This is a genomic window from Macellibacteroides sp., assembly GCF_050251695.1.
GTDB classification, from domain to species: Bacteria; Bacteroidota; Bacteroidia; order Bacteroidales; family Tannerellaceae; genus Macellibacteroides; species Macellibacteroides fermentans.
This window is the reverse complement of record NZ_JBFWMI010000001.1, coordinates 65,915-83,547: the sequence shown is the minus strand read 5'-3', so window position 1 is coordinate 83,547 and position 17,633 is coordinate 65,915. Positions and strand designations below refer to the sequence as shown.

The window sequence follows — 17,633 nt, the reverse complement described above, 5'->3', positions numbered from 1 at the left end:
TCTTATTTCTTTAGTTTACTCAATCTGTTTTCAATCATCCCGGCTATATCATCCGTACCTTTGTAATTATTCTGCAAGCTGGTCAGGTATTGACGAGCCTGGAAATCATCATTCTGACTAATATAGATATCCGCCAGTAAAATAAATCCACGGGCCAGCCAATACTGATGAGGTGTTCCGTTTTCAATGAAATTCATCAGCTCTTTTTCGGCCTTGGCATTCTCTTTATTATTAAAGTACAACTGAGCCAACAAATATTTAGCCTCAGCACCATGCACAGTGCGGGTATCCTTACTGATCGTCTGCAAATCTGGTAATGCCTTGGAGGCCTGCTTCAGGGCAATATATGCTTTAGCCCTTATATAACGCGCCTCGGCATTCAGTTCGGGCGATAGTTTAGGATCCTTCAGCAGCTCGTCGGCAGCAGTAAGGGCATCCTGTTGTTTACCGGTATACTGAGCACAACGCATCATTCCTAATTTGGCCGCCTCTTTGTTTTCCTTACTTTCGGCGATGGCATGTAATTGCTTAAAGCTGAGCAACGCCGCAGCATAATCTTCCTGCAGGTATTCTATTTCGGCTTTACGTGCCGTTGCGTTTTCCGCAAACTTAGTATCACCGCTGGAAAGAACAGATGCAAACAGCTGTTTTGCCTCGTCATATTGTTTATTTGCAAAAGCAATGCTTCCCAGATAGAAATTGGCATTCGAACTAAATGCCCCTTTAGGGAACGACTGCAGGTAATTTGTCAGACTCTTCTTCGCCGCAGCGTTATCACCGCGCATAAATAACTTTTCGGCAGCCAGATAAGTCAACGAATCCTGCTCGCTTACATCAAAATGAACCGATCCGCCCAATGAATTCACATAGGAGGCATAGGCATTGATATCGTTCAGATCCATATAAACCGACTTCAGATCTTGCAAAGCAACCTTTGCCTCATCGCTTCCCGGATAATTGTCGACCACCTTCTTATAGGCAGCAGCAGCTTTTTCGGGCTGGTTATCATTAAAGTAAAGCAATCCCAGCTGAATACCGGCTTTGCGTGCCTGTGTACTTTGAGGAAACTGACTTATCACTTTTTCGAATGCCTCTGCAGCACCCTGGCTGTTTTCAAGCATAACGTAGGCCCGGCCTTTCTCAAACAGAGCATCGTCCACATAGGGAGATTCCGGATATTCGCGAACCAGACGGTCCATCGCACTGATTTTTCCACGGTAATCCTTCTGAAGTCCCAGCAGGAAGCCTTTCTGATATACCGAATAATCGGCGGCCGACGGCTGTAAAGTTGCCGAACGGCTGTAACTCTCTTCAGCCTGGGCAAACTGCCGACTTTGGAACAGACAGTCGCCGATACGATTGTATGCATCTGCATAGGCAGGCAACTGACGGTTACTTTCCATATCAACATAGCTTCTGAACCTGCTTAATGCATCGGCATATTGTTGCTGTTTGAAGTAACAATACCCCAGATTATAATGAGCCAACGCATACATCTCTCCGCTTTTTGCCTGAGTATTGTTCAGATAGGTTCGATAATCGGAGGCGGCACTGGCAAATTCACCTTTGCGGTAGTAACTTTCACCACGCCAGAAATAGGCATCGTTTCGGGCTTCCAGGTTGTATGAACCCAAAGAAATAGCCCGGTTGAACAGGTCGATCGCCTCATCCAGTTTTACATTCGTAAAGGATTGCGTTCCCAACTGGAATAAAATATCCTGCTTTGCCTCCAGTATTTTAGTACTCGGGCGCTTGATCTTTTCGATGGAAGCCAATGCCGAACGGTAATCCTTGGTTGTAAGATACACCTCAACCAGGTAATCGTTCACCTTATCTGAATAAACAGAGTTGGGGAACTCATTCAGGAAATTCTCGAAAATAGTAACCGACTCTCCAAACCCTGTAAAGGAAGTCTGATGAATCAGCAAAGCGTAATTATAGGTGGCAGCCTCCTTCACCTGTTTGTCGAACGAAGTCTTCGCCGCCGACTCGAAAGCCATGCGTGCATTGTTTTTATCGTTCAGCTTCAGGTAAGACTGACCCAGGTACAGGTAGGCATTCTGTGTAAGAGCATCCTGTTCGCGAACTGTTTGTCCGAAACAGTCCACCGCACTGTTAAAACTCCCTTTATTAAAATAGCAGACACCTAAAATGTACAAATCGCCACGAAGGGGCGCATCGGTATCCGAAACATACTTGCTCAGGTTGGCAATGGCCTTGTCCTGATTTCCCTGGTGGTAATATGAATTACCCAAAATACGTCGAACTTCCGCATTGTTTTCGCTGTGAGGATAATTCTTCAGCAAAGCCTCTCCTTCAGCAATGGTTCTGTCGTATTTTTTCTGGATGAAATAAATCTGAGCCGTATAATAGGAAGATTGCAAAGCATATTCGGGTTTATCCTTCAAACGATCGAATTCCACCAACGCATTGTTGTACTTTCCCGTGGCATAGTCGATATAAGCAACGTAATAGGCACCGGCATCGTTGTATTTTGTTCCAATCTGCTTCAGGCGGGTAAAGTACCCTCTCGCCTTGTCCATTTCGCCGGTCTGCAGCAGCGAATAGGCATATCTGAAACTATACGTTTCCTGTTGAGACGGACTAAGCATCTCGATGGTAGACTGATTAAACCAGAATACCGCTTTTTCAAATTCTTTATGGTCGAAGTGAGCCGAAGCAATCAAAAAATGGATTTCATCGCTATGACGCGTATCCGGATATTTATCCATAAATTCCTTCAACACCTCCGATGCATTCTCCTTGCCTTGTTCAAAAGCCACACAAGCAAGCATATAATCGGACTCCTGGATAAGGTCGGCATCCGTAGATTGCTTTTTGAATGCCTCAAGTTTATCTGTACACCCCGGATAGTTCCTTAAAACAAACATCTCCTTTCCTTCAACAAAAAGTCGTTCGGGCGACTCAAACTGATGAGATCGTTGCCCGGTGGCCGCATGAGAGCCTACAACTAAACACAGTGGAATTAGTATTCTTTTCATCACTCCTTTGCTTTTTGGTCAGGCACAGGATTGTGCCTGAATGTTCTGATAGGCAAAGATAGAGAATAGGCTCCAAATAAAAAACTATGAGGTTTGTAAAAAGAATTAATTCTCTTTACAATATCTAACAACTCCCTCTTTTACAGATGTCAGTCCGAACAAGCTGGCATCCACCTCATGCAGCTTCAACACAACAATTTCCGAAGCATCGTCTGCCGCAATTAGTCCGTCGAAAGTAGTTGCATAACACTCAAAAAAAAGATCTTCCGTATGCACTTCAAATCCCGAGTAAAGATAAATATTGGGTATGGAGAACAGATACCTGCTTGATTTTACGTTTAATCCGGTCTCTTCTTTCACCTCACGGCGGACAGCCTCTTCGGCCGATTCATGCAGATCTACAAAACCGCCGGGTAAATCGAGCGTTCCTTTAGCCGGATCTTTTGCCCGTCTTACCACAAGCAACTCACCAACCTCATTACGGATAAAGCAGGCTACCGCAGCCGATGGATTAAAGTAATAGACAAATCCGCAGGAAGAGCAACGTTTGGATTTTTCATTATTGACGGCAAACCCGTCCGATCCACATTTGGGACAATATTTAAATTGATGTAAAGGATGCATAAACTCTTTTTTTACAAAGATAGAAAGACTAATTCACTATTTACTGTTAAACCACTTTTTGACAGGAATATCGTAACCGGCCCCTTGCATATAATTATAGGTAGCCAGATTCAGTCCCTTTCCATAAAAATCCAGATCGATTTCCTGAGATGTGGTGAAAGGGATCTCGTTGTTGGCAAATGGGGCTAAAGGCTGGTCAACATGCTTTGCCCCGACGCTCTCCGGACAGATTCCTGAGGGACTGTGGATTGTCATCGCATAACGATGCCAGAAGGCCGATTGAATCCATCCGTTGGCAAACAGATTGCGCACCACCTCGAGGGAGTCTATTGTCTCACGGGCCGTTTCGGTAGGGAATCCATACATCAGATACGCGTGAGTCATTATTCCGGCTTCGGTAAAGTTACGCATACTCTCGCTGGCACTTTCCACTGTAATCCCTTTGTTTATCATTTTGAGGATGCGCGGAGAAGCAACCTCAAGACCTCCTGAAATGGCTATGCAACCCGATTGAGCCAGTAAGTAACAGAGTTCGGGAGTATAAGATTTCTCGAATCGCACGTTGGTCCAGTAAGATACGGTTAACTTCCTGCGAATAATCTCTTCAGCCAATTTACGAAGTAAAGCAGGAGGTGCAGCCTCGTCTACGAAGTGGAAACCCGTTTGTCCTGTTTGAGCAATCACAGCCTCCATCCGGTCTACAATCAGCTCAACCGGAGCCTGATCAAAACGTTTCACGTAATCCAGCGCCCCGTCACAAAAAGCACATTTACCCCAATAGCAGCCGTGGGCCAGCATCAGCTTATTCCATTTTCCATTGCTCCATAAAGCATGCATCGGATTGGTAAGCTCAATCATATTGATATAATTATTCTGCAGCAATCCCTCGTAGCTGGGTGTACCCGATTCGGCAAAAGGAATATTCTCCTTACTGTCGAAGTTCACCCTTATAATCGCGCCCGCATCATCTCTATACAGCGTGCGGATCAATTCGCCCCCATCCATAATCCGCAACAAAGGCGATTCTCCGTCGTCAAAAACAAGATAGTCTATAAAATCAAAAAGAGCCGGATCTGTCAGACTTCTCAGCTCCGTATTTACATAACCGCCCCCCATCACAATCTTCACCTGCGGAAAATTCTGCCGGATCCATTGGGCGCAACGAAGTGCACTATACAAATTCCCGGGAAAGGGAACGGAGAAACCCACAAGATCAGGCTTACACAAAGCCATACGTTGAGAGAAGATATCCAACATCAACGTATCAATCAAGGTATGCGGTTTCTGCAATTCGTTTTGCAAGGGTCTAAATTCGGGTAAACGCAGGCATAGCGATTCGGCATATCGGATTAACTCAAAATGAGGGTCGATGGTCGAATTTATAAAGTCACACAAATCCTTCAAAAATAGCGTACAAAGATGCGTCGCCCTGTCGTAATTTCCTATTAAGCCAAATCCCCATTCCAGATCTTCATCCGATGGTAAGCGTTTACTCTCCGGCCAGAATGTAAGCTCGCAAAACCGTTGTGCCAATGTTGCATCCTTACCTCCCAGAAAACGCATCACCGGGTCGATGGTCCGGATATAAAAATCGGCCTGTTGCAAAATGATTCGATTCGCCTTAGACAACCGGCTATATTGAGACGCCACTTCGAATATCCGTTTCAGCATTGTTCCGGTAAACAGCCGTCCGATAAGTTCTATGCCAAGATCCATCTGTTCTGCATCGTGATTCCTTGAATGCAGGAACCCTAACAGATGACAGGTTGCAGGATAGGGAGTATTTAATTGCGTAAGCGGAGGAGTTACAAGAAGCGCTTTCATTTGATATGACTTTTCTGATCTGGAAATTTTGTTATACTACAGGAGATTAAAATAAAAAAGGCAGAGAAGATACAATCCGGTAACTTCCCCACCTTTTATATGCTGGAATGACTTATCAATATTCTTTCACTTCCCAACCCAGTGCGCTGGCACCTAATACGGCAGCATCACTTTCTTTTAGCTGAGAGAATAATAATTTTGTCTTGCCTTCAAAAACTTTCAGCATGTTCTTATCCATCGAACGTTTGATCGGATTCATGATCAGATCGCCTGCTTTGGTAAGACCACCGAAAAGAATAATAGCTTCAGGACTTGAGAATGCCACGAAATCGGCAAATGCCTCTCCCAACATAGCTCCTGTAGTCTCGAAAATCTCAATTGCCAGCTTGTCATTCTTCATGGCTGCATCATAAACATCCTTTGAAGTCAGTTCGTCTGGATCAATTTCACGCAATACACTTTCGTCCTTACGAATCTCGAGGTATTCGCGTGCAGTACGTGCAACACCAGTAGCCGAAGTATAGGCTTCAAGACATCCCTGTCTGCCACAACCACACATTCTGCCATTGTTACGACGCATAATAACGTGACCAAGTTCGCCGGCAAAACCGTCGTGACCATAAACCAGGTTACCGTTGATTACGATACCACTGCCCACTCCTGTTCCGAGTGTAATCACAATGAAATCTTTCATACCACGTGCAACACCGTAAGTCATCTCGCCAATTGCCGCTGCATTCGCATCGTTAGTAAGAGCCACAGGAATTCCACCAAGCTTTTCGCTGATCAACTGAGCCAATGGAATTTTACCCTTCCAGGGAAGATTTGGTGCAAACTCAATACAACCGTTAAAATAGTTACCGTTGGGAGCACCAACACCAACACCTTTGATCTTATCGTGACCGCCAGCCTGGTTGATAACCATTTCAAGGCCCTTAGCAAGTTCTGCCACGTAATCGTTTACATCGGCATACTTACCTGTTTTAATTGAACCACTGTACAAGATTGTACCTCTTGCATCCACAACGCCAAACACAGAATTGGTTCCACCAATATCTATACCTACCACATAAGGTTTTTCCATGATCTAATTTTTATGATTAATAATGAATTTAGGGAAGCAAATATAAGATGAATATATAAAACCATCAACGCTTTATCTACTAAAAAAGTAGAAACAGATGATATTTCTGCTAAAAGGCAATTAAGAAGTTATAAAATATTTACTACAAACAATGCTATTCATCGGGAAATTGATATTCGCATAAAGCAAGAAATACAACATTAGTCCAACGGATTCAGCCTAATTAGCTACTCATTCAAATCGCAATGAGACAAATTCAAATAACATACTAATTCTATACTATTTTCACTAGGGTAAAATTAAAAAAAACTGTTCCTCTGTATAGGGATGATTGATTGGCTATAATTTATCTTATAAAATTTGGCCAAGCAAAAAAAACATTCAACTTAAATCTATTATTGATCTATATAAATCTTTTTCTAATGAAAAGCATTAGTTTCTTACAAATCTTGACTTATGTATTTAATCAGCAAACAATGTATAGTGAGATTCTACTCCTTATAACTGGTATGAAAAAATATAAATTACTGATAATTAGTATTGAATGCATCTTTTTTATATCATGTAAAGAGGTACATCAAGACCCTTTACCTGTGAACACAAAAGGGTGCAAAGAAATGGTAGAAATTAATATTGATTTAGATAAAAACAGCTTTCCTTATGACAGTCTGATGGCCTTCGTAAAATTTGTCAAATTAGAAACTACTGGGAATAATTTGATTGGCTCAATTTCTCAGATATTATTTTCACAAAATAAAATTATAATAGTAGACTGGGAAGTATCTAAATCCATTACAGTATATGACGAATCGGGCAGATTCCTAAACAAAATAGGTGCATTAGGACAAGGTCCAGAAGAGTATGTTTTTCTGAGACATGTTGCATTGACTCCCGACAAATCAATGGTAGTTGTTCTTGATATGGGTAGTAGGTCTATGAAATATTACAGCATTGATGGTCGCTTTATAAAATCAGAAAAAACTCCTTTTTGGTTCAGCCACTGCGAATTTATTACTGATAACATAGTAGCGGGTGAGTACAATGGCGGAAATTTACTCCCAGGGCATAATAATCAATATAAACCGCAGCTTGTAACCACTACTTTACAAAAAAAAGTTTGTAATTCTGGTTTCCAGAGCTATTATAGTAAAAACTTTGCTGCCACGACTTTAATGCCTCTACGTAAATTTGAAGAGGAGGTATTTTATTCACCTCCTTTTTCTGATACGATTTTTCAAGTAACTCAAAGCAGATTACAGGCTAGGTATCATCTTAAAATACAAGATACGACTCCATTCGTTATTGATGAAAATACAACGAAAAAATCTTGGGATGAGTACATAAATAAGAATCCTTTCTTTAATGGAGATATTATTGAATTGAAGGATGCTGCTATATTTCATATTTTTGAACCTCATTTAAAATGGCTTAGATTCGCTATTTATTCTAAAAAGAAAAAGCAAGTATTTACCTGTGATGGAACTCTACATAGTCCTTTTTTTTACTTATTTGATGCTCCTAAGGCTAGATACAAAGAAAATATGGTGGTCATTGACACACGTGCGACTTTTATACTAGAAGGAAAACACGCTTTTTATCAACTTGGAGAGAAGAGTTTAATTGACAATCTATATCATGATTTAACAGAAGACAGCAATCCGGTCTTATTTTTTTACAAAATAAAAGTTTAAAGATATGCAAAAGATTACGGTAATTATTTTATGTATAGTTAATATCTTACTTTCCATTCTATGTTATTCGGTATTCAAAAAAGGGAATCAAAGAAATAATGCTGAGTTTTAGTCAGTCAACTGTAACATAATATTTAATAAGAAAATATCGAATATAGAAATAAATTTTAGAATTAACCTAATTATGTATCACATGAAAATATACTGTTTATGGCTTGCATTCTTGTATTGTATATGCCTGTTCTCTTGTAAAGAATTCCACAAAGAATCTTCTATGCAGGCAAAAACAGAAGAAAGCAAGATGCTAGAGCTTGATATTGACTTAGACAAAAACACGTTACCTTTCGATAGTTTAATGGATTTTGTCTCATTTGTAAAACTTGAAACTACAGGAGAGAATCTCGTTGGGGCGATATCGCAGATTTTGTTTGTAAACAATAAAATTATTGTTGTTGATTTTGATGTTTCCAAAACGATTACGGTGTATGACGAATCGGGAAAATACCTGAACAATATAGGCAAATTAGGTCAAGGTCCGGGAGAATACGCATATTTAGGACATGTTACATTAACTCCAGATAAGTCCATGGTAGTTGTTGTTGACATGGGAAGCGGATACTTGAAATATTTCGGTTTAGATGGTAATTTTGTTAAATCAAAAAAGACTCCTTTTTGGTTTAGTAGTTGTGAATTTATAACTGATGAGATAATCGCAGGAAATTATGACGGAGGAAATACTCTGTACGGAGAAAATAATAGTCAATATAAACCACAATTGATAATTACAAATTTACAAGGGAATGTTTTTCATTCTGGTTTTAAGAGTTACTACAACAAAAAATTTACGATGTCTACAATGATGCCTCTCCGAAAATTTGAAGATAAAGTCTTTTATTCGCCACCGTTTTCAGACACTATTTATCATTTAACTCAAAAAGGAATCCACCCTGAATATCATTTGAATATGAATAGAACAAAACCTCTGATTATTAATGCTGATATGACTAACGAATATTACCATGAATATACGGAAAATAATCCTATGTTTAATGGCGAAATAATAGAGTTAAAGGATGTAACCATGATTAATATTTCAGAGCGTTACAAAAATTGGTCTAGGTTTATTATTTATTCAAAAAAACAGGATAAAATTTTTAGCTGTACGGGGACTTTAAGTAATCCGTTTTTTCGCATTTTTAGTGTACCTAAAGCTCGTTACAAAGATGACATGATTGTTGTAGACGAAAGGGCCTCAAATATAATTGCAAATAGGAATATTTTCTATCAACTTGGAGAGAAGAATATAGTTGATAAATTATTTAAAGATTTAACAGAAGACAACAATCCCGTCTTATTTTTTTATAAGATAAAGGTATAGTATAAAATATAAGTACTACCAATTTATTTAATTTACGATTATTCGCTTTATAACTTATTGACTTAATTCTACTTGATGTGATAATTTATTTCCAATAAAAGACAAGAATCATAGAATTCATGGACAATTTGGATGCATATTCCTCTACACTATTTCAAATAAAATAGTTAAATTTATTTAATTAGCAGTACTATGTGATACAAGGTATTCAGTCAGTGCATATATTTGTGCAATAAAAAAAAGTGTTTGAGTTCTGTAACTTATCTTAAAAACCATACGTCTTATAAATAAAAGTACTTTACAACTATGATTCATCTTGACGGAATTAACAAAACGTATCATAACGGTGCACCTTTACATGTATTAAAAGGGATTGACCTTGATATCGATAAGGGAGAAATGGTCTCTATCATGGGGGCTTCCGGATCGGGCAAGTCTACCCTTCTTAATATATTGGGAATATTAGACACCTACGATACGGGCAAATACATGCTGAACAATCAGCTGATCCAGAATTTAAGTGAAACTCGTGCAGCCGAGCTTCGTAATCAGATGATTGGATTCATTTTTCAATCTTTCAATCTCATATCATTTAAAAATGCCATGGAGAATGTAGCACTACCCCTTTATTACCAAGGTATGAAAAGGAAAAAAAGGAATGCGCTGGCAATGGAATACCTTGATATGGTAGGGTTACGCGACTGGGCAGATCATATGCCGAACGAGATGTCCGGTGGGCAAAAGCAACGTGTTGCCATAGCCCGCGCGCTGATTGCCAAACCACAGATTATTTTGGCCGATGAGCCTACCGGTGCGCTGGACAGTCACACTACACTCGAAGTGATGGAGCTGCTTCGCAATGTAAACCAGGAAGGAATGACCATGATTATTGTTACCCACGAACAATCGGTAGCCGATGTAACTAAAAAAATCATTCGTTTGCGCGACGGACAGATTGAATCCATAGAAAACGGAAAAGGCCATGTTTGATTTCGACAATTTCAGAGAGATTTTCAGTACAATCAAGAAGAATAAGCTTCGTACTTTTCTTACCGGATTCTCCGTGTCATGGGGAATCTTTATGCTGATTGTGCTGCTTGGTGCAGGAAACGGCTTACGCAACGGCGTAATGTACAATTTCCGCAACATGGCTATGAACAAGATCGAGGTTTGGCCACGCTTTACATCAAAGCCATACAAAGGTTTGCAAAGCAACCGCCAGATAAGCTTCAAGGAAGACGATTATGTGGCTCTTAACCGCGAACACTCTGAAGTGGACCTTAAATCGGCCACCATCAATCATGGAGACACCCTGTTTTACGGGAAGGAGTTTAACAACTGTAACCTGAACGGCGTTTTCCCCGATTATGCCAAAATCAACTTTGTAGAGATGCTGGTTGGTAAAGGACGGTTTATCAACAACCTCGACATAGTGGAAAAACGTAAAGTGATTGTAATTAGTCCCCGTATCGAAGAAATCCTGTTTAAGAAGGAAAGCGGACTAGGCAAATACGTTAAAGCAGGTACAGTGATGTATCAGGTGGTTGGTGTTTATAAAGATGACAATAAAAGCAACGATGCTCCTTGCTATATCCCGTTCTCAACCGGACAATCCCTGTATAATGCAGGTTATGGTTTAAATCAGCTTTCGTTTACAGTGGTTGGAGTGAATACCGAAGACGAAACAACGGCATTCGAAGATCGTTTCCGTCAGCGTATGGGAAGACGGCATCAGTTCGACCCTACTGATAAAAGTGCCATCGGTATGTGGAACACAGCCAACGAGTTCAGGATGTTCAATAGTATGATGAACGGAATTATCTTCTTTGTCTGGATTGTTGGTATCGGAACCCTCATTGCAGGTATTGTAGGCGTAAGTAACATCATGCTGATCAGCGTACGCGAACGGACCAAAGAGTTCGGTATACGTAAAGCTGTAGGGGCATCTCCCATCTCGATCCTGAAACTGGTTATTTTCGAATCAATCCTCATAACGGCCATCTTCGGATACGTTGGAATGATTTCGGGAATCGGGCTTACCGAGCTTATCAACTATGGCATGCAGGCTTCCGGCGCAGGTGAAGCCGCCGGACAAGACGATATTTCTATGTTCAGGGACCCTACCGTTAGTCTTACCATCGCATTGATATCCACAGGAGTACTGATCCTTGCGGGTGTGTTGGCCGGCTATTTCCCTGCACGAAAAGCAGTTAAAATCACAGCCATTGAAGCGATGCGAGCCGAATAATTCATATAAAACAGAAAAGAAATATGTTTGATATAGACAGATGGCAAGAAATTTGGGTTACCATCACCCGTAACAAAACAAGAAGTCTTCTTACCTGTTTTGGCGTTTTCTGGGGTATTCTGATGCTTGTATTGCTGCTGGGATCGGGAACGGGATTAAAAAACGGCATGATGCAAGGGGTAAAAGGATTTGCCACCAACTCGGTGTTCGTATTCTCAAACCAGACCAGCGAACCATACAAAGGCTTTAACAAAGGCCGTTCGTGGAACATGCGCAACAGAGATGTGGAGAGTATCCGCAAAAATGTAAAGGGAATCGAAGCGATCTCGCCGGTTATCTGGGGTAACAGATCGGACAAGAACGTGGCCTACGGCCAGGTTTCGGGCACATACAATGTAAAAGGAATCTATCCCGATTACTTTAAGATTGAAAGTCAGGACATCTTCTTCGGCCGTTTGCTGAACGACATCGACCATAACAGCCGCAGAAAGGTTTGCAATATCGGGAAAAAAGTGTGCGATGAACTATTTAAGGGACAAGACCCCTGCGGAAAGTTTATCCGGGTAAACGGACTATACTACCAGATTGTAGGTGTAATAAAAGGCAAGGCCTCCGGACTAAACCTGGGGGGACGTTCTGAAGAGAGTATTTACCTGCCCTTCTCCACCATGCAGCAAACCCTGAACCAGGGCGATATACTTCACCTGTTGTGCTTCAGCGCCTATGCAGGTCAGTCGGTCGAACCCATTATTGAAGATGTAAGAAAGATATTGAGTGCTCAGAATGAGATTGCACCAAACGATCCGCAAGCCATTCAGTTTGTAAATATCGCCAAGCAGTTCGAGACATTCAACATGCTGTTTATCGGGATCGACTTCCTGGTTTGGCTGGTTGGTATGGGTACGTTGCTGGCAGGTGTAATCGGCATCAGTAACATTATGATGGTGACTGTAAAAGAGCGTACCAAAGAAATAGGAGTAAGACGTGCCCTGGGAGCCAAACCCTACAATATCATTTCGCAGGTTATGAGCGAAAGTCTTGCACTTACAGCCATGGCTGGATTGCTCGGACTCAGTTTCGGGGTATTCATCCTGGATATCATCAATAAAGCCATGTCCACGCAGGAGGTTACCCGAGAGACATTCTTTATTAATCCGGGAGTAGATATAGACACAGCCGTGTATGCCACAATCGTACTGCTGATAAGCGGTATGGTTGCCGGATTGATCCCGGCGTGGCGGGCCATGCAGATTAAGGCAATAGATGCCATCAGAGAAGAATAATAAATTAAGATTAATACAATAAAAATAATAAACAAAGATTATGAAAAGCATCAACGTGAAAAAGATTTTACGCACTTTCTTACTCGTGTTGGTAGGAGTAGCCGTTCTCAGTACTTTCTATTTCTTGTGGAAAAAATCACAACCGGTAATCACCCAATATGAAATCGTGACCCCTAAACTAGACACGGTTGTAACTAAAACTGTAGCAACCGGAAATGTGGAACCTCGTTTCGAAGTACTTATCAAACCGCAGATCAGCGGTATCGTGGCCGAGCTTAACAAAGAGGCCGGACAGATGGTAAAAGAGGGCGAGATTATTGCAAAAATCAAGGTTATACCGGAAATGGTTCAGCTTAACAGTGCCGAATCACGCGTTAAAGTTGCGCAAATTACGCTGTCGCAGATTGAAGAGACCTATAAAAGAGACAAACAACTACATACCCAGGGTGTAATTGCCAGAGAAGATTTCGAATTGTCTGAAGCCAACTACAAGAAAGCGAAGGAAGAGGCACAGAACGCACAAGATGCTTTGGAGATTATACGCGACGGTATTGCCAAGAATTCGAAAGTAGCCAGTACAACACTTGTTCGCAGTACCATTACAGGTATGATTCTGGATGTGCCCATCAAGGTTGGTAACTCTGTAATCCAGTCCAACAACTTTAACGATGGAACAACCATTGCATCGGTAGCCAACATGAACGACATGATCTTTAAGGGAACCGTAGATGAGACCGAAATTGGCCGTATACACGAAGGAATGCCTATCCGGTTGACGGTTGGAGCAATGGAAAGCCGGGTATTTGATGCTATGCTGGAATATGTATCTCCTAAAGGCGTAGAGAAAAACGGAGCCATCTTATTTGAGATAAAGGCTGCCGTATCAATCCCGGGGGATGCATTTATCCGTGCAGGATATAGTGCAAATGCCGAAATCGTACTTAAAAAGTCAGAAAACGTAATAACCGTACCCGAAAGCACTGTAGAATTCAGCGGTGATTCAGCCTTTGTACAGGTTGTAAAACAGGAAAAACCTGAGCAGGTGTTCGAAAAGAAGTATGTAAAAGTAGGATTAAGTGACGGTATTAAGATTGAAATTACGGAAGGTCTTACCGTTAAAAGCAAAATTCGTGGTGCTGCCATCGAGCCTAACAAGAAATAATCTAATAACGACTTAAGATGAATAAATTCAAATTATACCTGCCTGCACTCCTCCTATGCTGGAGTGCGCAGGCACAGGAACCAGCTAAGAAATGGTCGCTCGAGGAGTGTATAAACTACGCCATCGAGCACAACATTGATCTTAAACAAAAGGTACAAGATCAGGAAAGCAAAAAAGTAGACCTCAGTACGAGCAAGAATAGCTGGCTGCCCAACCTGAATGCCGGTGTGGGACAGAACTTCGACTTTGGCCGTTCGCCATCCAAAACGGGTGTGATTGTTGATCAGAACTCGGCCAACTCCTCTTTTTACCTGCAGACATCCATGCCTGTGTTTGACGGATTCAAGATTTCGAACGATATCAAAGCCAGAAAACTCGATTTGATGGCTTCTACCGAAAATCTGAATAAAGCCAAAGAAGACCTGGCCATCAACGTGGCTTCTTATTTTGTTGAAGCCTTGTATAATAAAGAACTGCTCACGGTAGCCGAGTTGCAGGTTGCACTAACCAGCGAACAGGTTACACGTACCGATGCCCTTGTAAAGGCAGGCAAGGTTCCTATGTCGCAGTTGTACGACATAAAAGCTCAGCTGGCTAAAGATGTAGTTTCGCTTACCGAATCCAGAAACAATGTGAATCTTTCGCTGTTGAACCTGGCGCAGATGCTTGAACTGGAGCGTAGCGGACAATCGTTCGACATCAGCGTTCCGGTTGTGGAAGATGCTATTGAGAAATATATGAACAGCATACTGCCTCCGGACATGGTGTACAATAATGCAGTTGCCGTAAAGCCGCAGATTAAGGAGCAGGAATACCTTTTGGAAAGTCAAAAGAAAATGCTGCAGGTGGCAAAATCAGGCTATCTGCCCAAGTTGGACTTTAACGCAAGCTACAGCAACGGATACTATCACTACTCGGGAGGAAACGATATTGTAAACACTCCGTTTAGCGATCAGATCAAACAAAACGAACGTAAGACCATCGGTTTCAGTTTAAGTATTCCAATCTTCAACCGTTTCCAGGTGCGCAACAGCGTACGTAGTAACAAGATTGCGATTTTGAACCGCGAACTGATGATGGAAAGTTCAAAGAAAACACTCTATAAAGAGATACAGCAGGCCTATTTTAATGCTACTGCAGCACAAGAAAAGTACAAAGCAGCGGATAAATCGGTGCTTGCCAGCAAAGAGGCCTTTGGCTATGCAGAAGATAAATACAACGCAGGTAAAAGTACGGTTTACGAATATAGTGAAGCCAAAACAAAATACTCGCAAAGTTTGTCTGAACAGATCCAGGCCAAATACAACTATATTTTCAGAGCCAAAATTCTGGATTTCTACAACGGCGTTCCAATCAAACTTTAGCTTACTATACACAACACACTCTAGCAAAAAAAGGGCTGCTCCAAACGGGCAGCCCTTTCATTTTGATGTATATCTTACAAAGATTAATCAACGTTTAATGTAACACGGCTGAATGCAAGAATTGTAAGTGTTTTACTTTGCTGACGAAGGTATTCTTCAATTGAGATCTTAGAATCCTTGATAAATTCCTGCTGAAGCAATGTATTTTCCTTGTAATACTTCTGCAAAGCACCCTGAGCGATACGATCCAACAGATTTTCTGGTTTGCCTGACTGACGAGCTTTGTCGCGGGCAATTTCCATTTCTGTATCGATAACATTCTGAGGAACCTCTTCTGCACGTACAGCAACCGGATTCATAGCAGCAACCTGCATAGCTACGTCGCGGGCAACTGTGTGATCAACTGCTTCGTTGAATGCAACAATAGTAGCCAATTTGTTTCCCGGGTGGATATAAGATACAGAGCTTGCACCATTTACGAACTGATAGAAACCTAATTCCATCTTTTCGCCAGTTACACCAACACGGTCGGTGATGTGTTCCTGAATAGCGCGGCCATCAGCCAAAGGAGAAGCCAACAAAGCCTCTACAGTTTCTGGTTTAACGCTCATAGCTACGTTCAGGATATCCTGAGTAAGGGCAACAAACTGTTCGTTCTTAGCCACAAAGTCGGTTTCGCATTTCAAAGCTACAATTGCAGCAAATCCAGCGTTTTCGGCTGCCAGTACACAACCTTCAGAAGCTTCGCGATCTGAACGTTTTGCGGCAACAGCCTGACCTTTTTTACGGATAATTTCCATTGCTTTATCGAAATCATTTCCAGCTTCTTCCAAAGCCTTCTTGCAATCCATCATTCCCGCTCCGCTCATTTTGCGAAGGTGAGAAATATCAGCCATTGTAACTGCCATAGTTTTATATTTTTATTGGTATGTAATCTTCTGATTTATAAAAAAAACAATGTGTCAACTTGCAGATTAACGAAGCGATTCATTAAGCGGCAGGACTGACACATTGTAGTATTGATGATATATTATTCTTCTATATCCTTAACGAACTTTCCAACAACGCGTGCATTCAATGCTTCTTCGTCTTCTTTTCTTGTTCTCTTAACACCAGCTTTAGCTTTGCGTTCTCTTTTAGGAGCAGCTTCGCCTTCACCTGCAGCTTCAGTGTCAATCTTTTCAGCTTTACGTTCCTGCAAACCTTCGTTCATAGCCTCGCAAATTGCACCCAGAATAACTTCTACAGATTTTGTAGCATCATCGTTAGCAGGGATTACGAAGTCGATGTTGTTAGGGTTAGAGTTAGTATCCACCATAGCGAATACCGGAATACCCAAACGGTTTGCTTCACGTACAGCAATATGTTCTTTCATTACGTCTACAACGAACAAAGCAGAAGGAAGACGAGTTAAGTCTGCGATAGAACCTAAAGTCTTTTCCAATTTTGCACGCTGACGAGTGATCTGAAGTTTTTCTCTTTTTGAAAGATTATCAAATGTACCGTCCTTTGTCATTTTATCGATCGTAGTCATCTTTTTGATGGCTTTACGAATTGTTGGGAAGTTGGTAAGCATACCACCAGCCCATCTTTCGATAACGTAAGGCATACCTACAGAAGCAGCCTTATCAGCAACGGTTTGTTTAGCTTGTTTTTTGGTAGCAACGAAAAGCACTTTCTTGCCGGCTTTAGCCATCTGTTTCAAGATTTCTGCAGCTTCGTCTACTTTAGCAACTGTTTTATATAAGTCAATGATATGAATACCATTGCGCTCCATGAAAATATAAGGAGCCATAGCGGGGTTCCACTTTCTTTTTAAGTGTCCGAAGTGAACTCCGGCTTCTAATAACTGATCAAAATTAACTCTTGACATTGTTTTGTTTTTAAAATCGTTTACATTCTGTTTAACACACAATCGTCAGGTAGTTCTCCGGCAAATCATCATGCAAAAGAAATCCCAACAATTTAGATAC

At 41.3% G+C, this 17,633-nt stretch carries 13 protein-coding genes; 7 read left to right on the top strand and 6 right to left on the bottom strand.

Annotated features, from left to right (window positions below):
• Positions 1–2: 2 nt before the first annotated feature.
• The 4 genes from AB7E53_RS00335 to AB7E53_RS00320 all read right to left on the bottom strand — a co-directional run bounded on the left by AB7E53_RS00335 (position 3) and on the right by AB7E53_RS00320 (position 6,534).
• The gene (locus tag AB7E53_RS00335) at positions 3–3,002 is read right to left on the bottom strand and encodes a tetratricopeptide repeat protein (protein ID WP_371689991.1); all 3,000 of its coding nucleotides are present in this window, start codon (positions 3,000–3,002) and stop codon (positions 3–5) included.
• Positions 3,003–3,107: 105 nt separating this feature from the next.
• Positions 3,108–3,626, bottom strand: a complete 519-nt coding sequence (locus AB7E53_RS00330; protein ID WP_446773520.1) for an NUDIX hydrolase — start codon at positions 3,624–3,626, stop codon at positions 3,108–3,110.
• 36 nt (positions 3,627–3,662) lie between these two features.
• Entirely contained in the window at positions 3,663–5,450 is a 1,788-nt protein-coding gene (locus AB7E53_RS00325) for a B12-binding domain-containing radical SAM protein (RefSeq protein ID WP_446773519.1), read from the bottom strand.
• Positions 5,451–5,565: 115 nt separating this feature from the next.
• Positions 5,566–6,534, bottom strand: a complete 969-nt coding sequence (locus AB7E53_RS00320) for an ROK family protein (protein ID WP_079682628.1) — start codon at positions 6,532–6,534, stop codon at positions 5,566–5,568.
• Positions 6,535–6,956: 422 nt separating this feature from the next.
• Here AB7E53_RS00320 and AB7E53_RS00315 point away from each other — a divergent pair, with 422 nt between their 5' ends.
• The 7 genes from AB7E53_RS00315 (at position 6,957) to AB7E53_RS00285 (ending at position 15,660) form a co-directional block, all read left to right on the top strand.
• A complete protein-coding gene (locus AB7E53_RS00315) occupies positions 6,957–8,225 on the top strand; it encodes a 6-bladed beta-propeller (RefSeq protein ID WP_446773518.1) in 1,269 nt (422 codons plus the stop codon).
• A gap of 274 nt (positions 8,226–8,499) precedes the next feature.
• Positions 8,500–9,603 (top strand): 6-bladed beta-propeller, encoded by a 1,104-nt coding sequence (locus AB7E53_RS00310; RefSeq protein WP_446773517.1) that lies wholly within the window; start codon positions 8,500–8,502, stop codon positions 9,601–9,603.
• A 306-nt stretch (positions 9,604–9,909) separates the two neighbouring features.
• A complete protein-coding gene (locus AB7E53_RS00305; protein ID WP_079682629.1) occupies positions 9,910–10,593 on the top strand; it encodes an ABC transporter ATP-binding protein in 684 nt (227 codons plus the stop codon).
• On the top strand, positions 10,586–11,851 hold the full coding sequence (locus AB7E53_RS00300) for an ABC transporter permease (RefSeq protein WP_179399657.1): 1,266 nt from the start codon (positions 10,586–10,588) through the stop codon (positions 11,849–11,851). The genes AB7E53_RS00305 and AB7E53_RS00300 overlap by 8 nt, the downstream gene beginning before the upstream one ends.
• Before the next feature lie 23 nt (positions 11,852–11,874).
• Positions 11,875–13,134 (top strand): ABC transporter permease, encoded by a 1,260-nt coding sequence (locus AB7E53_RS00295; RefSeq protein WP_079682631.1) that lies wholly within the window; start codon positions 11,875–11,877, stop codon positions 13,132–13,134.
• Positions 13,135–13,174: 40 nt separating this feature from the next.
• Positions 13,175–14,296, top strand: coding sequence for an efflux RND transporter periplasmic adaptor subunit (locus tag AB7E53_RS00290; protein ID WP_446773516.1), 1,122 nt, complete (start codon positions 13,175–13,177; stop codon positions 14,294–14,296).
• Between the two features lie 17 nt (positions 14,297–14,313).
• Entirely contained in the window at positions 14,314–15,660 is a 1,347-nt protein-coding gene (locus tag AB7E53_RS00285; RefSeq protein WP_446773515.1) for a TolC family protein, read from the top strand.
• A gap of 83 nt (positions 15,661–15,743) precedes the next feature.
• Here the strand turns inward: AB7E53_RS00285 and tsf are convergent, their stop codons facing one another.
• Positions 15,744–16,568, bottom strand: a complete 825-nt coding sequence (gene tsf, locus AB7E53_RS00280; RefSeq protein WP_079682634.1) for a translation elongation factor Ts — start codon at positions 16,566–16,568, stop codon at positions 15,744–15,746.
• Between the two features lie 122 nt (positions 16,569–16,690).
• The gene (gene rpsB / locus AB7E53_RS00275) at positions 16,691–17,533 is read right to left on the bottom strand and encodes a 30S ribosomal protein S2 (RefSeq protein WP_079682635.1); all 843 of its coding nucleotides are present in this window, start codon (positions 17,531–17,533) and stop codon (positions 16,691–16,693) included.
• Positions 17,534–17,633: the final 100 nt, after the last annotated feature.

Excerpts from the sequence above, each read along its gene's own strand:
- rpsB (WP_079682635.1), bottom strand. The coding sequence starts at position 17,533 with ATGTCAAGAGTTAATTTTGATCAGTTATTAGAAGCCGGAGTTCACTTC.
- AB7E53_RS00300 (WP_179399657.1), top strand. The coding sequence starts at position 10,586 with ATGTTTGATTTCGACAATTTCAGAGAGATTTTCAGTACAATCAAGAAG.
- AB7E53_RS00310 (WP_446773517.1), top strand. The coding sequence starts at position 8,500 with ATGCAGGCAAAAACAGAAGAAAGCAAGATGCTAGAGCTTGATATTGAC.
- AB7E53_RS00325 (WP_446773519.1), bottom strand. The coding sequence starts at position 5,450 with ATGAAAGCGCTTCTTGTAACTCCTCCGCTTACGCAATTAAATACTCCC.
- AB7E53_RS00320 (WP_079682628.1), bottom strand. The coding sequence starts at position 6,534 with ATGGAAAAACCTTATGTGGTAGGTATAGATATTGGTGGAACCAATTCT.
- AB7E53_RS00315 (WP_446773518.1), top strand. The coding sequence starts at position 6,957 with ATGAAAAGCATTAGTTTCTTACAAATCTTGACTTATGTATTTAATCAG.
- AB7E53_RS00290 (WP_446773516.1), top strand. The coding sequence starts at position 13,175 with ATGAAAAGCATCAACGTGAAAAAGATTTTACGCACTTTCTTACTCGTG.
- AB7E53_RS00335 (WP_371689991.1), bottom strand. The coding sequence starts at position 3,002 with ATGAAAAGAATACTAATTCCACTGTGTTTAGTTGTAGGCTCTCATGCG.
- AB7E53_RS00295 (WP_079682631.1), top strand. The coding sequence starts at position 11,875 with ATGTTTGATATAGACAGATGGCAAGAAATTTGGGTTACCATCACCCGT.
- tsf (WP_079682634.1), bottom strand. The coding sequence starts at position 16,568 with ATGGCAGTTACAATGGCTGATATTTCTCACCTTCGCAAAATGAGCGGA.
- AB7E53_RS00285 (WP_446773515.1), top strand. The coding sequence starts at position 14,314 with ATGAATAAATTCAAATTATACCTGCCTGCACTCCTCCTATGCTGGAGT.
- AB7E53_RS00305 (WP_079682629.1), top strand. The coding sequence starts at position 9,910 with ATGATTCATCTTGACGGAATTAACAAAACGTATCATAACGGTGCACCT.
- AB7E53_RS00330 (WP_446773520.1), bottom strand. The coding sequence starts at position 3,626 with ATGCATCCTTTACATCAATTTAAATATTGTCCCAAATGTGGATCGGAC.